Source organism: Photobacterium gaetbulicola (assembly GCF_003025515.1).
Lineage (GTDB): Bacteria > Pseudomonadota > Gammaproteobacteria > Enterobacterales > Vibrionaceae > Photobacterium > Photobacterium gaetbulicola.
Genome location: NZ_PYME01000001.1, coordinates 1 through 17,531 on the forward strand (window position 1 = coordinate 1; position 17,531 = coordinate 17,531).

21 protein-coding genes are annotated in these 17,531 nt (G+C 44.5%); 12 read left to right on the top strand and 9 right to left on the bottom strand.

Features of this window, described 5'->3' with window-relative positions:
- Window positions 1-89: 89 nt before the first annotated feature.
- The gene (locus C9J03_RS26415) at window positions 90-410 is read right to left on the bottom strand and encodes a hypothetical protein (RefSeq protein WP_146149045.1); all 321 of its coding nucleotides are present in this window, start codon (window positions 408-410) and stop codon (window positions 90-92) included.
- A gap of 161 nt (window positions 411-571) precedes the next feature.
- Between C9J03_RS26415 and C9J03_RS00005 the strand changes: the two genes are divergently transcribed.
- Together C9J03_RS00005 and C9J03_RS00010 are read left to right on the top strand one after the other, a co-directional pair.
- Window positions 572-727, top strand: a complete 156-nt coding sequence (locus C9J03_RS00005) for a putative quorum-sensing-regulated virulence factor (RefSeq protein WP_082060451.1) — start codon at window positions 572-574, stop codon at window positions 725-727.
- Between the two features lie 192 nt (window positions 728-919).
- Entirely contained in the window at window positions 920-1,948 is a 1,029-nt protein-coding gene (locus C9J03_RS00010; RefSeq protein ID WP_044620846.1) for a hypothetical protein, read from the top strand.
- 152 nt (window positions 1,949-2,100) lie between these two features.
- Here C9J03_RS00010 and C9J03_RS27075 read toward each other — a convergent pair whose 3' ends face one another.
- Together C9J03_RS27075 and C9J03_RS00015 are read right to left on the bottom strand one after the other, a co-directional pair.
- A complete protein-coding gene (locus C9J03_RS27075; protein ID WP_276329418.1) occupies window positions 2,101-2,226 on the bottom strand; it encodes a hypothetical protein in 126 nt (41 codons plus the stop codon).
- Between the two features lie 192 nt (window positions 2,227-2,418).
- Entirely contained in the window at window positions 2,419-3,858 is a 1,440-nt protein-coding gene (locus C9J03_RS00015) for an MltF family protein (protein WP_044620847.1), read from the bottom strand.
- On the opposite strand from C9J03_RS00015, the gene C9J03_RS00020 reads away from it, so the two are divergent.
- The 5 genes from C9J03_RS00020 (at window position 3,857) to C9J03_RS00040 (ending at window position 9,723) form a co-directional block, all read left to right on the top strand.
- Window positions 3,857-4,051, top strand: coding sequence for a hypothetical protein (locus C9J03_RS00020; protein WP_044620848.1), 195 nt, complete (start codon window positions 3,857-3,859; stop codon window positions 4,049-4,051). The two genes, C9J03_RS00015 and C9J03_RS00020, sit on opposite strands and share 2 nt — an antisense overlap.
- A 194-nt stretch (window positions 4,052-4,245) precedes the next feature.
- Window positions 4,246-6,366 (top strand): anaerobic ribonucleoside-triphosphate reductase, encoded by a 2,121-nt coding sequence (gene nrdD / locus C9J03_RS00025; protein WP_044620849.1) that lies wholly within the window; start codon window positions 4,246-4,248, stop codon window positions 6,364-6,366.
- Between the two features lie 68 nt (window positions 6,367-6,434).
- Window positions 6,435-6,902, top strand: coding sequence for an anaerobic ribonucleoside-triphosphate reductase-activating protein (nrdG, locus tag C9J03_RS00030; RefSeq protein ID WP_044620850.1), 468 nt, complete (start codon window positions 6,435-6,437; stop codon window positions 6,900-6,902).
- Window positions 6,903-7,361: 459 nt separating this feature from the next.
- Entirely contained in the window at window positions 7,362-9,425 is a 2,064-nt protein-coding gene (locus C9J03_RS00035) for an EAL domain-containing protein (RefSeq protein WP_044620851.1), read from the top strand.
- 34 nt (window positions 9,426-9,459) lie between these two features.
- Window positions 9,460-9,723, top strand: coding sequence for a DUF2960 domain-containing protein (locus tag C9J03_RS00040; protein ID WP_044620852.1), 264 nt, complete (start codon window positions 9,460-9,462; stop codon window positions 9,721-9,723).
- Window positions 9,724-9,754: 31 nt separating this feature from the next.
- Here C9J03_RS00040 and C9J03_RS00045 read toward each other — a convergent pair whose 3' ends face one another.
- The 4 genes from C9J03_RS00045 to C9J03_RS00060 form a co-directional block, all read right to left on the bottom strand.
- A complete protein-coding gene (locus tag C9J03_RS00045) occupies window positions 9,755-10,501 on the bottom strand; it encodes a hypothetical protein (protein ID WP_044621856.1) in 747 nt (248 codons plus the stop codon).
- A gap of 105 nt (window positions 10,502-10,606) precedes the next feature.
- Window positions 10,607-11,005 carry a globin gene (locus C9J03_RS00050; RefSeq protein ID WP_044620853.1) on the bottom strand — a complete coding sequence of 133 codons (399 nt, stop codon included), beginning with the start codon at window positions 11,003-11,005 and terminating at the stop codon, window positions 10,607-10,609.
- Between the two features lie 90 nt (window positions 11,006-11,095).
- Complete coding sequence (gene rarD / locus C9J03_RS00055) at window positions 11,096-11,992, bottom strand: EamA family transporter RarD (protein ID WP_044620854.1); 897 nt, start codon at window positions 11,990-11,992, stop codon at window positions 11,096-11,098.
- A 205-nt stretch (window positions 11,993-12,197) separates the two neighbouring features.
- Entirely contained in the window at window positions 12,198-12,794 is a 597-nt protein-coding gene (locus tag C9J03_RS00060) for a class I SAM-dependent methyltransferase (RefSeq protein ID WP_044620855.1), read from the bottom strand.
- A 241-nt stretch (window positions 12,795-13,035) separates the two neighbouring features.
- Here C9J03_RS00060 and C9J03_RS00065 point away from each other — a divergent pair, with 241 nt between their 5' ends.
- The 4 genes from C9J03_RS00065 (at window position 13,036) to C9J03_RS00080 (ending at window position 15,499) form a co-directional block, all read left to right on the top strand.
- On the top strand, window positions 13,036-13,389 hold the full coding sequence (locus C9J03_RS00065) for a DUF2750 domain-containing protein (RefSeq protein ID WP_039469710.1): 354 nt from the start codon (window positions 13,036-13,038) through the stop codon (window positions 13,387-13,389).
- Between the two features lie 161 nt (window positions 13,390-13,550).
- Complete coding sequence (locus tag C9J03_RS00070) at window positions 13,551-13,799, top strand: hypothetical protein (RefSeq protein WP_039469709.1); 249 nt, start codon at window positions 13,551-13,553, stop codon at window positions 13,797-13,799.
- A 153-nt stretch (window positions 13,800-13,952) separates the two neighbouring features.
- Entirely contained in the window at window positions 13,953-14,543 is a 591-nt protein-coding gene (locus C9J03_RS00075) for a TetR/AcrR family transcriptional regulator (RefSeq protein ID WP_044620856.1), read from the top strand.
- Between the two features lie 98 nt (window positions 14,544-14,641).
- On the top strand, window positions 14,642-15,499 hold the full coding sequence (locus C9J03_RS00080; protein WP_044620857.1) for an alpha/beta hydrolase: 858 nt from the start codon (window positions 14,642-14,644) through the stop codon (window positions 15,497-15,499).
- Window positions 15,500-15,561: 62 nt separating this feature from the next.
- Here C9J03_RS00080 and C9J03_RS00085 read toward each other — a convergent pair whose 3' ends face one another.
- Together C9J03_RS00085 and C9J03_RS00090 are read right to left on the bottom strand one after the other, a co-directional pair.
- Window positions 15,562-16,323 carry a 1-acylglycerol-3-phosphate O-acyltransferase gene (locus C9J03_RS00085; RefSeq protein WP_044620858.1) on the bottom strand — a complete coding sequence of 254 codons (762 nt, stop codon included), beginning with the start codon at window positions 16,321-16,323 and terminating at the stop codon, window positions 15,562-15,564.
- 151 nt (window positions 16,324-16,474) lie between these two features.
- Window positions 16,475-16,777: a hypothetical protein gene (locus C9J03_RS00090; RefSeq protein ID WP_044620859.1), complete on the bottom strand. Its 303-nt coding sequence runs from the start codon at window positions 16,775-16,777 to the stop codon at window positions 16,475-16,477.
- Between the two features lie 132 nt (window positions 16,778-16,909).
- On the opposite strand from C9J03_RS00090, the gene C9J03_RS00095 reads away from it, so the two are divergent.
- The gene (locus C9J03_RS00095) at window positions 16,910-17,422 is read left to right on the top strand and encodes an NlpC/P60 family protein (RefSeq protein WP_231580620.1); all 513 of its coding nucleotides are present in this window, start codon (window positions 16,910-16,912) and stop codon (window positions 17,420-17,422) included.
- The last annotated feature ends 109 nt before the right edge of the window (window positions 17,423-17,531 follow it).

Consider the following 17,531-nt stretch of genomic DNA (forward strand, 5'->3'; position numbering starts at 1 on the left):
TGAGGAAAAAGCTCGGAACGTTGACGGAAGATGAACACTTAAGCTAAAAAACAACTGTCGTGATACGTTGAAAAGTTAAGTGTTCACGTTCAGCCGGAATCGGTGTTCAACTTCGCCGGAATACGCAAATCTCTAAACCGAGTTAGGTGAGGGTATTCTGGTGCCGAACTACCATCAGCAAAGCAATACATCCCATTGCAGTAATCATCGGAATAATCTGGTGAAACAAGTACACCCCAAGAACCATATACATTCTGAGTACATGGAGTTGCTTCTGCTAAGTTACTGCATTTAATGAGTGCTGAAACTTCGCTATCTGATAGTGTTTTATCTCCTTTACCATCGTCACTATCACTCCCACAGCCTGACAACACTCCCAATACAACTGCGGCTAACACTGCTTTTCTCATAACACTCTCATTATTTATTATATAAAAATCAACAGATTATCATGTATGTTAGCAAGCGTGGCTAGCTTGGTTTTGTTGCAAAATGTATTATTGTAAGGATTCGCTCAGGGTCTTGGTTGGTTATCAAATGGTCTAGATTTTGGCTCTAATACAAACCAAAATTGACTTATTTCACAGTTTCCCGAAGAAAACTAATATTTTTTGGTTTCCAAAAAAAAGGCTTTCCTGAAGGGGAGTTGGGTTTGCTGATGGCATTAGCCCTGGAGATGAAAATCGAAGGGCTGGATAGCGTAGTTAAACCATTAAAGTGGATATGATTTCACGTAGTGATGGTAAAGTGAGCATCAATCAATATGATGCTCCCTTAAAGTTGTCTGCTCATCCTGTATGGCTCTGAGCCGCTAATAATTAAGAATACCGTTGCAGATGTAATAGAGAGTAATATTTTTCTCAACCAAACTATTTCATAGTTAATCCAACTCCACTGATTCATTCAATCGAGGTTAACTATGAACAGCGATCTGGTACATTTAAAAGCATTATTCTCTAAAGCTTACCCTGCTGAGGCTGCCGCTCTTTCGCGTTGCAAAAGTGAAGAAGAGCTATATCAACTGAGAGAAATATTTCTCAGCAAAGCTAAAGCAGCTCTCAATAGTGCACTAGTGCAAGATGGATTGAGCTTACCTGCATTAAAAAAAGGCATAGACTCTGAAAACTCCCAAGGCTCCCAAGTATTACTTGAACCGCTTCTTAGCAAACTGACCAATGCTTCGGGTGATAAAGTAAAAACATACGTTCAAACAGCGTTATCAAACTTTAATAACGTTGCTGACTTAGGTGATAATGACGGTGCACTTAAATTATCTTTTACTCTGTTAGGCGGCTTTTCAGCATCTATCGGGTTAGAAATGGGTAGACAAGTGGCAACACAACTACTCAGATCTACAGCAATGAGCTTTTCTACAACTTTTATTGCAGCTTCTGCAGTGTCAAGCGCAGTTATCGTTGCTGCTGCTACTTTTGTGGTATTTAGTGTCGTCATACCTCTTGTTTACTTCATTTTAAAGCCGGCGCAATGCGTAATGCTGCTGATAAACAATACAAGCAAAATAATATCTTTAGAATCTACCCACAACTTCCATGGAAAAACAGACACAGTCACTCCACTCATTGCCGGAGCAACTAAATATGAAGATGATGATGGCGATATAACAAGAGCAAATTTTTCTGGTGTATTTAATTCACTGAAAAGAAGTGGTGCGCTAATTGGCGTTGAAACGGGTTATAACTTTAATATTATCGACCGAGAAGAACAAATAATCGACTCATTTTCGCTTGGTGTTAGTAACCCTCTGAATGGTAACAATAAGCAAGCAGTATCATTTAACAGAACTGCAGAAAACATTGATGGCGAGTTAACCAGTAGCCTCAGTAGCACTGCTAAGTCTGAAAGGTCCGACTATGAAATCACCATGAGTATGAACTCAACAAGTGGTGGTCAGTCATATTATGTTGCAACTATATCAAAAGTAAAATAACGACTTATAATCAAAGCGCACTATTTAAAAATAGTGCGCTTTCCACAGCTTTCTAACTCAACTAGGTCGATATCCAATAAAAAGAAATGCCGCTCACGTTAAGTGAACGTCATTAGAGTCATTGACCCGCTCTTTTTTCATGTCGATGGCAGCTAGAGCACAATAACGTCATTGGCAAGCTCGTCTTCATCATCGTTGAAATTCAAGCTATCAGGGCAGTTTGCCAGCAGCTCTTCATCTGTCGGTACGACAATGGTTGTATTGTTTAGTAAATCCATAGTTATACACCTTGTATAGTGCTATGGCAGAGCCCCATAGCTATTTTCTCCCCTAAGGGACATTTCCATTACCTAATGTTTTACTGGCAAGAATAGGAACATTAAATGACAGCGTGATGAAAGCGCGACATTGATCTCATCGAAATGGGTCCCTGAGGCTAGTTCTGGTCGAAATGTAAACAAATATGCGGGTTATCGAGATAACATGAAACGCAGGCGGTTGGTGTTTGCCATGCGCTGGCCTGCGGCGTTTTGCAATGAGAAAATCTGTTTGTAGATAGTGAAATAGCGATTAATGTTGCCGACATAGGTAATCGGTTCCATGCCGACTTCTTCTTTGACTATCACTTCGACATTGTTAAACCAAATTGTTGGGTCATAGCCGCGCTCTTCGGCCACCTTTCTTAATCGCCTTATCCTGTTTGGGCCCGCATTATAACTGGCAAGGGCAAAGTAGAGCTGGTTGAGTTCATCTGTTTCATCATCATCGACATAATTCTCGCGGATAAAGTCCATATACTTAACCCCAGCATGGATATTGTTTTCGATGTGCTGGATATTGCGGATGTTGATATAGGGCTCACTGGCGGTTTGGGGGAGGACTTGCATGATACCTATGGCGCCGGCATGTGAGCGCTTGGATTGGTCAAAGCCCGATTCTTGGTAAGCCTGGGCCGCGATGATCAGCCAGTTGATGTCATACATGTTGCCGTAGCGGATAAACTTTTTTTCAAGTTTCTTGAATGTCTCAATGTTGTCCGGGCTCATGACTTTTTGGAACCATTGCTTACTGTTGAGGTAGCGGTTGAATAGGATGTTTCCGTTTAGCGTGCCTCGTCGGTTGTTTTCAACAAACTCATCAACTAACGCTTTAAATTCAGGACTGTTTTTGCGAAAACTCCAGCCGATGGCACCATTCTTCCTGATTGGGTATTCATAGTGGATTTGGAGGTCATCATTGACCAAATCCCAGAATTCCGCTTTGTGTGAATCAAGGACAGTCATCGGAATAATGCCCTCCTGAACCATCTGCAGCATCTCAAAGTCTTGTAGGGTCTCTTCTATAAAGTGCACATACATGGGTTCTTTGCCGAGCTTCTGGAGCCGCTTGTTAATCCGCCGGATGCTTTGATAGTAGCTCGAGCTCGCGCGAAGCCAGACACTTTTCTTGGACAATTGCTTGATGTCGGTAATTGGACTGCGGGTTGAGTGGGTAATAAAAAGTTCTTGTATGTCATTGAGTATAGGTCGGCTGAAGTCTACAAGTCTCATTCGTTCAGGAGTGATGGTTAGGTTTGCGGTGACTAGATCACCGATGCCAGCGTTCAGGGCTGGCAATAGTTGATCGCGATGAACCGGGATCACTTGTATGCGGTATTTGCGTTGGGTTTTTTCTGTCACGAACTTTTCGAACAGCAAGATCATTTCGGAGATGAGCCCTTTGGGCTGGCCTCGGTCAAGATAGTAAAACCCAAGGTCGGCAGCCACCAGAACCCGGATAACGCGCTTTTTTTCCATCACCGGCAGATCACCCGTGTATCTGTCATAGGCCTGCGGCGTCAGTTGGAATGCATTGCTCAATGAAGGCAGCAAGAGAGCAATAATGAATAAGAAGGGCAAAGCAGAATGCATGGGCAATACTCTTCACGATGATGATTTTGAGTATAGAGGGCAAGGGGGCAACCGCCAAAAAGCCTCAAGCAAGGTGATAGAGTGGTACTTTGATAAAAGCAGTTTTGAACTCAAACTATCAAAATTATTCAAGCTTTTTTTTAGAGATTTCAGCGCTGAAGCCGAAATAAATGGGTTGACATTTTTGCAATGAAACGAGTGAAAATGTCAGTTTTGAGAGGTCACCGAAAACATCGGTTGTAAGGTGAACGCTCTTGGTAAAATACTGACTTAGATCAATGTTTCTGTTCCTGAATTCTCGCTTAATACACCACATCTTGTATCGGTCAATTTTGTAAGCCCTATATTTAGTGGTTTTAGTGACACTGTCATTTTTAGGAGACTTGTGTGAACCCTGTTGTGATTAAGCGTGATGGATGCCTTGTACCGTTTAATACCAAGCGTATTAAAGAAGCGGTATTGAGTGCTGCCGAATCTGTAGAGGCGATGGATGCCACCTATGCTGAGTCTGTTGCTGAGCGAGTTTTGTCTCAGTTTGCTGACCAGGAGCAGGTAGAGATCCACGCTATTCAGGATGCGGTTGAGAATCACCTGATGATGGGGCCACATAAGGTTGTTGCTCGTGCTTATATTGAGTACCGTCATGACCGTGATATCGCGCGTGAAAAGAAAAGTCACCTGAACAGTGAAATTCGCGGTTTGATTGAGCAAAGCAATGCGTCTCTACTTAACGAAAACGCCAACAAAGACAGCAAGGTTATTCCTACCCAGCGTGATCTGCTGGCGGGCATTGTGGCCAAGCATTATGCAAAGCAGCACCTACTGCCGCGTGATATTGTCAAAGCACATGAAGACGGCGATCTCCACTTCCATGATCTGGATTACTCACCTTTCTTCCCTATGTTCAACTGCATGCTGATTGACCTAAATGGCATGCTGACCCATGGCTTCAAAATGGGCAATGCTGAAATCGACACACCAAAATCGATTTCTACCGCTACGGCTGTTACTGCGCAGATCATCGCTCAGGTGGCTAGCCATATTTATGGCGGTACCACCATCAATCGTATCGATGAAGTGCTGGCTCCTTATGTCGCCGTGAGCTACGAGAAACACCTAAAAGTCGCGAATGAATGGGATATCCCTCAGCCAGAGGAATTCGCCAGAGCCCGCACCGAGAAAGAGTGTTACGATGCATTCCAGTCTCTGGAGTATGAAGTAAACACCCTGCATACTGCCAATGGGCAGACACCGTTCGTCACTTTTGGTTTCGGCCTTGGCACTTCATGGGAATCGCGCTTGATCCAATCGTCGATTCTAAAGAACCGTATTGCTGGCTTGGGCAAAAACCGTAAAACAGCGGTGTTCCCTAAACTGGTTTTCGCTATCCGCGATGGCTTGAATCATAAAAAAGGCGATGCCAACTACGATATCAAGCAGCTGGCACTGGAGTGCGCGTCGAAGCGTATGTACCCAGATATCCTAAACTACGATAAAGTGGTGGAAGTGACGGGGTCATTCAAGACGCCGATGGGCTGCCGTAGCTTCTTGGGTCCATATGAAGAAAATGGTGAGCTGATCCATGAAGGTCGTAACAACCTGGGTGTGGTTAGCCTGAACCTGCCGCGTATTGCTTTGCAAGCAAAAGGTGATGAAGCAACGTTCTTTGCATTGCTTGATGAAAAGCTTGGTCTTGCGCGCCGTGCTTTGGAGTCTCGCATCAGCCGCCTTGAAGGTGTTAAAGCTCGCGTGGCACCAATTCTGTATATGGAAGGCGCATGTGGTGTGCGTTTGCAGCCAGATGACAATGTTTCTGAAATCTTTAAAAATGGCCGTGCTTCGATTTCACTAGGCTACATTGGTATCCACGAAACTATTAATGCGCTGTATGGTACTGAAACCCATGTTTACGATAGTGAAACACTACGTGAAAAAGCGATTGCTATCGTTGAGCGCCTGAAAGCGGCAACAGACAGCTGGAAAGAAGAGACCGGTTACGGTTTCAGCCTTTACAGCACGCCAAGTGAGAACCTGTGTAGTCGTTTCTGCGCGATCGACACCAAAGAGTATGGTGTGGTTGATGGTGTGACAGACAAAGGTTATTACACCAACAGTTTCCACCTGGATGTTGAGAAGAAGGTCAACCCTTACGATAAGATTGACTTTGAGATGCCATATCCGGAGATCGCCAACGGTGGATTTATCTGTTACGGCGAATATCCGAACATCCAGCATAATGTTGAAGCTTTGGAGAACGTGTGGGATTACAGCTACACCCGTGTGCCATACTATGGCACTAACACCCCTATCGATGAGTGTTACGAGTGTGGATTTACCGGTGAGTTTGACTGTACAAGCAAAGGCTTTACCTGTCCTAAGTGCGGCAACCATGAGCCATCCAAAGTGTCGGTTACCCGACGCGTGTGTGGATACCTAGGTAGCCCCGATGCTCGCCCGTTTAACTTCGGAAAACAAGAAGAAGTTAAACGCCGCGTAAAACATATGTAATCACAGACGTTTATCCGCAATATTGAATTAAGTGCCGAGTCATCGGCACTTTTTTATTTGGAGCTGCAATGAATTATCACAACTATTATCCTGTAGATGTAGTCAATGGCCCTGGAACACGGTGTACCTTGTTTGTCTCTGGCTGTGTGCACCAATGCCGTGGTTGTTACAACCAGAGCACTTGGCGGCTGGATGCAGGCCATGCCTATACCCGGGAGTTGGAAGATCTAATTATTGCTGATCTGAATGATAGCCGTATTAAGCGCCGTGGGCTTTCTTTGTCTGGGGGAGATCCACTGCACCCTGCGAATGTCGCAGCTGTTTTAGCTTTGGTAAAGCGCGTGCAGGCAGAGTGTACAGGAAAGGATATTTGGTTGTGGACCGGTTATCGCCTTGCAGAGCTTGGTGAGCAGCAAAGAGCTGTACTAGAGTATGTCAATGTTGTCGTAGACGGCAAGTTCGAGAAAGAGCTGCATGACCCTGAATTAGTCTGGCGGGGCAGTAGTAATCAAGTTATCCACCATCTAAAGGACTAAAGAAAGACATTTAGCTACGTTACGCGGTAATCTTGCCAAAAAAATGGCACGAAGTGTCTGTAATTCGCCCTCTTCTGTTAAATTTATGTTTAAATTAGAGGGTTATCCACTGTTTCTGTGTATAACTCTGGGAAAACAGCTTGAATAGCTGATACCACTCTCTTAGTGGTGGCGCCCGGTTGTATAGGTCCTGAATTAAACGCTACAGTAAATTATTCTATATTATCAATCATAATTCATCTCAATGTATAATCTTAAAACATTTGAACTAGATACTTTGTTAGGAATTAACTTTTAGATATAGATTATAATTATTAGGAATAAGATTGTTAAAACTCAATTATAGTGTGCTCATAATTCTAATTTGATATGATTAAAGACCTCTACGGATTTAGTTGAAGTTATGCGCTTTTAACATAGTCCTATGTGGCTTGTGTTTTAGATATTGGATAGTTTAAATTGCCCACTTTACTTTCAAAGTTATCTACAAATTCCTTATTAGTTGCTATAAGCCATGTCTTTATTATGGCTTTACCTGTGTCTTTGATGGCGGCACTTTTTAACTTGTTGTCTATATTTACAGGAAGGCTAGGCTATGACAGTATCAGTGTCACACTTGGCTATGTAGGTGAGATGACTGGGCATATGTTCCCGTTGTTATTGAACATATTTCTGACGACATATTATTCATCAATACTTCGCTTACCAAAAGCAGCGTCGATATCTTGTGCTTTGGCCTCCTTTTTTATTATTTCCCAGCAGTGGGATCTCATTTCACCTGTCATCGCTCTACCTAATAATTTTTTGCTTTCCCTGCTGACGGCTTATGCTTCTTGTATCATTATTTCAAGAATACATAAGGTTAGGCTGTTTGACTTTGACCGGTTTATAACGACAGTGGACTCGTCAATTCAAATGATAGTCACTTGTGTTCTTACCTTAGCGATATTAATCATAGCGGCTCATTCATCCGCTGTTGTCTTTAAAACATTTATTCAACCAGAAATAGTTGTTCCTGAGTTAGATCCGTCTTCGCTTAAGGATGGTCTGATCTATGAGTTAGTTCGAGGGATATTGTGGAGTCTGGGTATTAACGGCCATAATATTCTGCATGTTTATAAAACTGAACTCTATGATATCAGTATTGCTAATATGGCGGACTGGAAGAACTTTGGGGCTGAGATCAACATTATCAGCACTAATTTTTATGATTTTTTCACCGGAATGGGGGGAAGTGGCAATACAATAAGCTTGGTAATATGCATGCTGATTTTCGCTAAAAGCAAAGGGTATCTCTTGTTGGCGAAAGCTGCGCTCATTTTGACGATATTCAACATCAATGAGCCAATTTTGTTTGGTATTCCTATTATCTTTAATCCGATTATGATCTTGCCTTTTTTATCTGTGCCGCTTTTGAGTTTCCTATTGGCTTACGGTGCAACGGCTGCGGGATTTATTCCTCCCTTAACTGAAGTCCATAGCTGGCTGATCCCACCGGTGCTCAGTGGGTATATTGCCTCTGGTGGTGAGATATCTGTGGCTTTCTTCCAGATATTTCTCATTGTTGTCGGGGTCGTTGTTTACTACCCATTTTTCAAGATCATGGATAAGCGTTCTCTTGGTGTGGATGTATCTTCAATTTTTCGTACCCATTTCTTTAAAGATGATGAATTACCGCTTAAATCCAAACTGAACAGCTTTATTCCATCAATACAGGACAATATGAATGCCCAAAGAGAAGTCGAGAAGCTTCAGAGCAGTGGCTCATTTGTTCTCTATTATCAGCCTCAACTTGATATACAGCGTTCCGAGGTGGTGGCGTTGGAAGCGCTGCTGCGCCATGAAGATGTCAATGGACGAGTAACGGGGCCAACTTTTTTGAAATCATTTGGTCAACTTGGGCTGCTAGCCGATGTAGATTTGTGGGTGTTGGAAAAGGCGATTTCAGACGCGTCCGAAATGGTGTATTCGCCAAATTTTACTGTCTCGGTCAACATGTCTGCTGATACTATGCTTAAAAAGGGATTTGTGAAATCACTGAAGCAGGTCATAGACTGTAGTCGCTTGAAATACGAGCAAGTCGAAATTGAAGTGACAGAAGAAGTGCTTATTCAGGACGAAGTCCGTACGGCGAAAGTGATTCAAGAGATCAAAGCCATGGGTGTATCAGTCGCGCTGGATGACTTCGGGACTGGCTACTCGTCGTTGGCATATTTGTCACGCTTTGAGTTTGATAAGATCAAAATCGATCGCTCTCTGGTGGAAAACTTACATTCTGAACGAGGCAGAAGCTTGTTTGACGTTGTTGTTCAGCTTGGCCATATCACGCAGGCAAAGATTGTAGTAGAAGGTGTAGAGACAGTAGAAGAGTTGGACTTCATTCATGAAAAAGGGGTGCAGTATGTACAGGGCTTCTTTTTCTACCGTCCGATGACCAAAGCACAGATCATTGTCGAGCATATCGTGCCGACATGTTCGAGTCAGGCTAGAAAAAAGGTTTCTTCTGAAATTGAAGTAGGGTAAATTCTCCTGTCTGAGTTTTGCTGTTGGAGGCGTTATGTCACGCACTATTATTTATACCTATAAGAACGAAGAGAAAACGCTTACGTTTTCTTACTCTCAGTATCATACGATTCATGAGGCGGTAGCAGCAGCAGAAGGAATTGATTTACGCCAGTACTTGAAGATGGAGCAGCAGGTTGAAGCTGTTTCTTCTGGTAGCAAAGCGGTTAGGGATTTTCGCGATAGCCACTTTCGCAAACTAGGCTTTGGAAAAATCACCTTAGCGAAAAAAGAAAATCGCGGTATTGGCGAAAAATAGACCGCCGAGTTACTATTGAAACAGAGCCCCATTAGCCATGGGGCTTTTTTGTGCTTTTTGTCCAGCCTTGGTAAACGCAATATCCTGCCAATGCCGCCAGAATATGCTTCAGGGTATGGCCGCTGATTTGTGACGTGAGTTGGTATAGCTCGTCGTCTTTTGATTCGGCGATTTTACAAAGAACGTACAAGCCGAGGGCATAGAGGTAATATTGGGTCGGATTGTTTCTGTTTGGGTACAGCCAGAGAATTAAGGGAATGTGAATAATGGGAAGCAGTTGTACTAATACATAAGGTGCCATATCACCGCGCCCATCGATGACATCGGTCATATACCAGTAGATGACAGAGAGTACACCGTAGGCCAGAGTGGGGAGCAGCATTGCTTTGCCTAATTTTGGGGAAAGGTATTGTGCAATGATAATGCAATATAGGCTGATGAAGCCGATCGTAATTGGGATCCTATCAAGCATCAAGGTGAAAGGGCCTGGCAATAAATGGTATAGGCTAGATCCCCAAAAAGCCCCGATTAAGCTGACAAAAAACAGTGGGTAAGCGAAGGATAGGGCAGGCTCACTTGCAAGAGAGTGATGGTGATTTTTCTTAAGCCCTATCAGCCCGACGACAAGGAAACCCACGTTGCTGACAACATTCCAAAAGTGCGGGATGCCAAGCAGTAACCGTTGATCAGCATAGTCATAGAAGTTTCGACTCTGCCGGATCGGCGAGAAATAAATCGCCAGTAGTCCGAGGATTAGCGCGATGACTATCAGCAACACGTACCGCCAATCAAAAAGTGAGCGTTTACTTGCCGGGGCGGACTTTTGCTGAGAGCTATCAGGTTGCGTGCTTTTCGGTTGTGGGCTGGCTGGCATAGGGCTGCCTCATTGACATTCCTCTTTCATTATAGCGATCCCTTGCTTAAAGCACTGACGCCAGGCTAAAGCAATCTCATCATTGTATTTTGGGTCGCAAATACTGACTGCTTCGATAAGCGAGTCAAGCCAGGCTTCAAAATCATTGGGCTGAACGCCAATTCCTTCGCGGCCGTGGATTTTGCCAAAACGTCGAATTCCCTCCCGGGCCTGATCAGACGATGATGCCAACATTATCATCGAGATAGAGAGTTTGAGCATCCGAATTTGCTGCTCCATATCAACATTTTTGAAAAGATCTTCAAAGCGCTGATCTTTTTGCCAGAAATGGCGATAGAAAATGAGGAAGAATGACTTGTTTCGCTGGCAGCGTGCATAGCTGTCATTGAAGATTTCATGGGTATCCATACCACTATCAGGAGCCTCATCAAAAAGCCATACAAGAAGTATGGCTTTTAAAATGAATTATGCAACAGTTAGAGTAGCTTTCAGAAGCTATTACGATGTTCTTAGTCGCCTCATTGCTAGGCTACTCAGGGCCTCGAGGCTGCAGAGTAATAGGCCTAGCCAAATAAACCCAAAGCTTACCGCTTTCACCTGGTCGAAAACTTCACCAAACAAGAAAACTGCCAACAAGAACTGCAAAGTCGGTTCAATGTACTGCATTAGCCCAACCATCGTTAGACTGGTCCGACTGATGGCCAGTGCAAAGAAAATCAGTGGCGCTAGCGTGACTGGCGCAGAACCGATGTACAGCATCAAGGTGCTGATGTCTACCGATAATGCTGTGGAAGTCTGGTTGACATAGGTAATTGCCAAGTAAGCAAGTGCAAATGGAGCAAGTATCACAGCTTCTAGGGTGACGGATGTAAGGGCGTCGTAGCGAATATGTTTTTTACATAGGCCATAGATGGCGAAGAAACTCCCCATAATCAGCGAAATCCATGGTAGCTCTTCGTAATGCCATACTTGATAGCCAATACCAACGATGCCGAGTATTACGGCAGCAGATTGTGCTTTACTGAGCTTTTCCTTGAGGAAAAATACCCCTAGCGCGATTGCAAACAACGGGTTAATGAAAAACCCTAAGCTTGCTTCTAGCACTTGATCATGGGTGATCGCCCATGTAAAGGCATACCATGATACACACATGATTAATCCCGCCATACCGGCCATCATTAACGAGCGCTTGTCCTGCCAGATCTGTGAGGCTTTAGGAAAAGGCCGGCGCAATAGCAGCATTACCAGCAGCATAAACGGTATGGAAAAAACAATCCGCAACGCTAGCAAATCATTAATGTCTGCTCTTGGAAGAAACTGATAGTAAAGAGGGAGGATCCCCCATAGCACAAATGAAAATGCAGCAAGGGCATTTCCGGCACGTTGAGTGTGCATAGAAGCTAACCTACAAATAAATACAAGACGAAACCCCAACAGTGTCAATCAAGGGTTTGATTGAGTTTGAGTCAGTGCGGTGAATGCGCAGGGTGAGCCCGTGGGGAAAGGTCTATATTTTGGCATGGATTGGTCTAAACAAGAACAAAAAACAAGCACAAATTGCCAGTTTTTTTGCTTATTCAGGCTGGCAATAAATGGCCGTTTATTTCTTCATCGCAATGATAGTGTGAATTAGCCAGAGCCTTTTCTTTCCGGTGAGGTTAGCCGAGTACTCTTGCTTTTTTTTCCAGGAAATAATGTAGTAGTCAGCTAATAATTGCTCGAGCTCGAATTGGCTGTGGGTGAGGATAGGGAGCTTTTCATTTGGCTCTAACGCTTCCTTTCCGAGGAAATGCCCGCAAAAAATCCCGTTTTTCTTGAGACTGTTTGAGATATTGCCCCACAGCGTGTTGAAATCCTGTGGTGTGCAGAAGAACAGGCAAGCGCTGGCATTGATTAAGTTAGCGCGGGGAAACTTATAGTCGGCAAAACTGCTGATTTGAATGTCGAGGTTAGGATGGGCACCTAGCAGTGGATGTTCTGATAGAGCCTTGAGGCGAGGCCGATCATTATCAAAGGCGTAGACATGGTAGCCTTGCTCAAGTAGGTATAAGGTATCTCTGCCGTTTCCACAGGCACAGTCAACCGCAACCTTTCTTTCACCATGCTCGCCGATATACTCGTGGGCTTCGATGAGATGCGAGCGTGGATTCAAAATGGTCTGATTACTAAGGCTTGATAGCCAGTCAACGGTTGCCATGCGATACCCTCTAATGCTAGCCGTTACGTATTGTTGTTGTTGCTGTTTAAACAAGTATAGCCATCAATGCCCAATTCTCGATCCAAACCCTGAACAGGTAATAATCTAATGGAGTTAGCACCAGTTGGGGGGACGAAATTATTCATGTTCTGACATGAAACTCTGGTATTATTACAGCACATCAAGTTACTGATGTTATATCCAAGCCTCTTGGGTATAGACATCCATAAGAGAGAATAGAATGACTAAGTTAACCGCAGATATTAAGGCAAATAGCGAGCTGTTTGTTGAAGAGACCAAAGATACTCAGCAGGTATGGGGACTTTGTAACGAAGAAGGTGACTGGCTTTCTGTTGACTCTAGCGAGTTCGAAGAATCTGAAGTAATGCCATTCTGGTCGAACGAAGCCGATGCAGCTGTTCACTGTGTTGATGAGTGGGCTGAGTTTTCTGCAGTGATGATCCCGCTAGATGTTTTTGTTGAAGACTGGATGATCACGTTGGCTGAAGACGGTGTACTGGTTGGTTTGAACTGGACCGCTCAGCTTGAAGGTTCTGAAGTTGAACCTTCTGATGTGGCAAAGATGTATCTGTAAACTGTTTGGCTCAGCAATGAACTCTTGAGGCTACCGCTCTGGTAGCCTTTTTTGTACCCTTGCTATACTTGTACTGAACATTTGCTGAGCCAATAACCCAGCTATGCCATATACGCGGGTGTTTTAGTGGGGATAAGGCTCTTTCTGTGAAGGAGGGTATTATGGTCCTGTCAGAGTGTCGCCAGTTGATGGCTGATAATGCAATTGTCGAAGCGCGCTTGGTACATGATTTTCTCAGTGCTGGCTGGAGTATTCATTTTATTGATCTTGAGGGTAATGAGTATCCAATAACAGACACTTATGGTATCCCATGTAGCTACGATTCACTCAAACAAGCCGAAGATATGGTTCATCAGGTAGGTAATTGCCCAATACGTATCGATAGCTTGTTCCGTTTCGCTGAACGTTGATGCTAGCTGCAAGATAGCAAGGATTGACGATGGGACAAAGTGAGTGGCTAATGACGAGGATTTATCGCTTTCAATAAAAGTACGATCGTGCTAAAAATAGCAAAAGCAGTAAAGCAACATCTTTCTTGGTGTCGTGAATAAGGACAATAGTTAATGAGCAAGAAAGCAGCAACTCGCCAGCATATTTTGGATACCGCTTTTTCGCTGGCAAGTCGAGAAGGGCTGGACAGTTTGACTATTGGCCAACTGGCTAAAGCGTCAGGCATGTCAAAGAGCGGCTTGTTTGCGCATTTTAACTCTCGTGAAAACCTGCAAATTGCCGTGCTGGACTATGCTGGAGAGCTATTTGTTGAAAGGGTCATCCAGCCTGCCAGGCTGCAAGCGCCAGACAAGATAGAGCAGAAACTGCGGCTGTTGCTGGCGAACTGGCTAGCTTGGAATCGATCTTTCCAAGGGTCTTGTATGTTTCTTGATGCTTGGACAGAGCACGGTGATAAAGAGCAGTCTGTTCAGCTCAGGCTCAAGAGCGTTACAAGACGCTGGCTTGATTATCTATACCGGCAGATTGAGCAAGGTAAGCAACAGGGGGAGTTTGTTGCAACCTTGGACAGTTGGCAGTGCGTATATCAGTTATACGGGGTATACCTCAGCAGCCACTTGTTCCTCAGCATGGAGCTGGAAACGGATGATCACCAGCGTTTTTGGCTAGGGGTTGAAGGGCTGATGACCCATTGGCGTGTGTAGTCAATAGCTTTTAAGCAGGAATAGATGCACAGCGCATAGTGGGCAATTAGCTCAAGCTTGGAAAAGCACGGTCGTACTATTTTAGGGGTAAATAAATAATGAGCAGCAAAATCTATTTCAAGAAAAGCCGGGGCTTTGATCTACGCAGGCGGCTAATTAATCTGACGACCCGCTTACATCATCGGATTGCGCCTAACCATGCCAGAAGTGTTGCTCGGAAGGTGTTGCTGACGCCGGTGCGTAGCAAAAAAGCCGCTGCAGAGCCAGCTGGATTAACCCGTAAACCGATTGCCACTTCAGAAGGTATGATGATGACATACAGCCTGGGAGAAGGGCCAACTTGGGTACTTGGTCATGGTTGGTCTGGCTCTTCTCGCCAGTTCTATACTCTGATGGAGCATATTGCTGCCTCAGGCTTCAAAGCGTTGGCGTTTGATAATCCCGCGCATGGAGAAAGCGAGGGGCAGTTCGGGCATTTACCGGGCTTTGTGGCAGCATTTGATAGTATCTTGGAGCAGCAGAATTGTATTGCTGGGGTTGTCGCACACAGCATGGGTGGAGCGATGGTGTTGGAGAGCCGACATCCTTTGCTGCAGGACAAGCCCGTGTTGCTAGTGGCGCCGGTTTTGAACTATACCGAGAACCTTATCTCAACTGTAGAGCGGTCGGGGTATTCAATGAAGCTGTTTCATGATGTTGTCGAAGATATTGCCGAGCAGTATCACTCTCCGCTTGATAGTATCAATCCACTTAATCGCTTGAATGGCCGGCAGGCAAAAGCGGTAATTGTTCATGACAAATATGACCGCTTCGCTTCTTATGCTCACTCGGAGCTTGCAAGTACGAATCAGAACGTGACTTTAATTACAACCGAGGGGCTAGGGCATGGGCGGATCTTGCAAAGTGATCAACTAAAGAGCGGCTTTGATATGCTGATTACCGAACAGAAGGGGTAGCCGGCGTAAATAAAAACAGGCTTGCTTTGGCAAGCCTGTTTCATTTCTCGAGGTAGAGGCAACTAAGAGTTGATAGTCACTTTATCGCTTGAGCGAGCTTGTTCTAACTCGGCAACTTCGGCATCGAGTTCAGCAATCTTCCTTTCCATTAGCTGGTGGCAATGATCAGCCAGCTGTCGGGCATCTTTCAGCTCGTAACCGGAAACATCGATAGGATCTAGCATTTCTGCAATTACAATACCGTTGTCGCGGTCCGAGAGGGAGATTTTGTTGTGAATAGAGCTGACGCACATCGGTACGATAGGCACTCCAGCCTCGATAGCCATGCGGAAAGCACCAGTTTTAAACGGCAGCAGGCCACGGCCTTTGCTTCGGGTTCCTTCTGGATACATCCATACCGACAGGTTACGTTTGTGGATAGCGTCAGCAACTTGTTGGATAGTGTTTCGGGCGCTTGATTTGTTTTCTCGATCAATCAAGATATTGCCGGTAATCCAATACAACTGGCCAAAGAAAGGGATCCACAGCAGGCTTTTCTTGCCAATGGATACAGCACGGGGTGGCAACATACCGGGAGAGGTGACAAAGTCGAATACATTCTGGTGGTTAGAGATGTAAACGGCTTTGGGAACGTCTGCGATTTTTTCTTTGCCGCGATGGATCAGCTCGACGCCAACAATACGTTGTAGTTGATTAAACCAGCGGCAGAAAAAATGCACGTGCTTAGGATCGCGAGGTTTGAACAGGGTACAGTACACCAGTGCGAACAGTGTTGTGAAAACGATGAAAATGGCCGCGAGGAAAATACGGAAGAATGCAAGCACGCTTACTCCTTAGCGATTTAATGAAAAACTGCCTGCATTATGAAATCTTTTCAGTTGTATGACCAGTGTATAGTTGCATGTTTTATCAGAAATATTGCTCAAGGGGGATGGGAGAAGGCTTCTTGCGCAGTCCTATTTGGTATATAGCCAACTACTTGAAGTTATTTGGGTATGGTAAGTGTTTCCCTAAAAAAGCAAATATTTGACAAATTACAGTTTTTTGAAGCGTGAATGCGTGAAGTTGCTCGCAGTTGTGTGCGAGCTGGCAAAAAAATACTGGATAAGTAGCTGAATTAAAGAGATAAATGTTTTCCGATAGATGCAAGGGACCTTCCTTGATTAGGAGGGCGATGCAATCTATCTCTTCTGTTGTGTGGAGTTTTCTTGGCTGACAATTGTCAGCCTTTTTTTTACCTGAAGCCCAGTTTTCCAGCGGCTTTGTTGGCTTTCTCATCAGTTATGTCAATTCCTTCAGTTGTACGCAGAATTATGTTTCCGAAACCTTATCAATTAGCTAATCTAATAAATTACTACCACAAAAAATTCATAGTCAGGGCTTCCTGGCGCAGCAAAGGGGTCTATTTCAGTGAAGGGACTGTTACTATCACTGGCTGTGACAATTTGGCTTTCAGGATGCTCATCCTCACCGAATACAGCGGCAAGTGATGATGCTTTAGACAATACACAGACGAATGCTCCTCGCTATGAATTTGTCGAGATGAATGTGCCGATTCACCAATCCCCCTCGCTTGATTCTGTCTATCGACAATGGCGGGGAACACCTTATCGCCTAGGGGGAACGACCAAGGCCGGCATTGATTGCTCGGCCTTTGTACAGATTGGATTGGCAGAAGTCTTTCAGCAGAAGCTGCCCCGGACGACTGGTGAGCAAGTCAGGCAAGGTAAGTGGGTGGCAATCACTGAACTGCAGGAGGGCGATCTTGTTTTCTTCAAAACAGGCCGTACCTTGCGCCATGTCGGCATCTATCTCGGTGAGTCTCGCTTTCTACATGCTTCCACTTCGCAAGGCGTTATGATATCTAACCTCAAAAACCCGTACTGGCGGAGTACCTACTGGCAAGCGAGGCGTGTTATTTAATAGCAGCATGCTTAACTGTTTTGATGTGGGTTAATATTTACGTTTGTTGTGCTGAAATTTGTTAGCGAAATCGGTTATCCCCTTCCATACTGAGGCTGTAGGCCCAGTT

What these genes read in the sequence shown, in the direction of transcription:
- C9J03_RS00040 (WP_044620852.1), top strand. Translation starts at nt 9,460, where the DNA reads ATGTCACGCACTATTATTTATACCTATAAGAACGAAGAGAAAACGCTT.
- C9J03_RS00090 (WP_044620859.1), bottom strand. Translation starts at nt 16,777, where the DNA reads ATGAGAAAGCCAACAAAGCCGCTGGAAAACTGGGCTTCAGGTAAAAAA.
- C9J03_RS00050 (WP_044620853.1), bottom strand. Translation starts at nt 11,005, where the DNA reads ATGGATACCCATGAAATCTTCAATGACAGCTATGCACGCTGCCAGCGA.
- C9J03_RS00015 (WP_044620847.1), bottom strand. Translation starts at nt 3,858, where the DNA reads ATGCATTCTGCTTTGCCCTTCTTATTCATTATTGCTCTCTTGCTGCCT.
- nrdG (WP_044620850.1), top strand. Translation starts at nt 6,435, where the DNA reads ATGAATTATCACAACTATTATCCTGTAGATGTAGTCAATGGCCCTGGA.
- C9J03_RS26415 (WP_146149045.1), bottom strand. Translation starts at nt 410, where the DNA reads ATGAGAAAAGCAGTGTTAGCCGCAGTTGTATTGGGAGTGTTGTCAGGC.
- C9J03_RS27075 (WP_276329418.1), bottom strand. Translation starts at nt 2,226, where the DNA reads ATGGATTTACTAAACAATACAACCATTGTCGTACCGACAGATGAAGAG.
- C9J03_RS00075 (WP_044620856.1), top strand. Translation starts at nt 13,953, where the DNA reads ATGAGCAAGAAAGCAGCAACTCGCCAGCATATTTTGGATACCGCTTTT.
- rarD (WP_044620854.1), bottom strand. Translation starts at nt 11,992, where the DNA reads ATGCACACTCAACGTGCCGGAAATGCCCTTGCTGCATTTTCATTTGTG.
- C9J03_RS00010 (WP_044620846.1), top strand. Translation starts at nt 920, where the DNA reads ATGAACAGCGATCTGGTACATTTAAAAGCATTATTCTCTAAAGCTTAC.
- C9J03_RS00020 (WP_044620848.1), top strand. Translation starts at nt 3,857, where the DNA reads ATGGGCAATACTCTTCACGATGATGATTTTGAGTATAGAGGGCAAGGG.
- C9J03_RS00080 (WP_044620857.1), top strand. Translation starts at nt 14,642, where the DNA reads ATGAGCAGCAAAATCTATTTCAAGAAAAGCCGGGGCTTTGATCTACGC.
- C9J03_RS00060 (WP_044620855.1), bottom strand. Translation starts at nt 12,794, where the DNA reads ATGGCAACCGTTGACTGGCTATCAAGCCTTAGTAATCAGACCATTTTG.
- C9J03_RS00070 (WP_039469709.1), top strand. Translation starts at nt 13,551, where the DNA reads ATGGTCCTGTCAGAGTGTCGCCAGTTGATGGCTGATAATGCAATTGTC.
- C9J03_RS00065 (WP_039469710.1), top strand. Translation starts at nt 13,036, where the DNA reads ATGACTAAGTTAACCGCAGATATTAAGGCAAATAGCGAGCTGTTTGTT.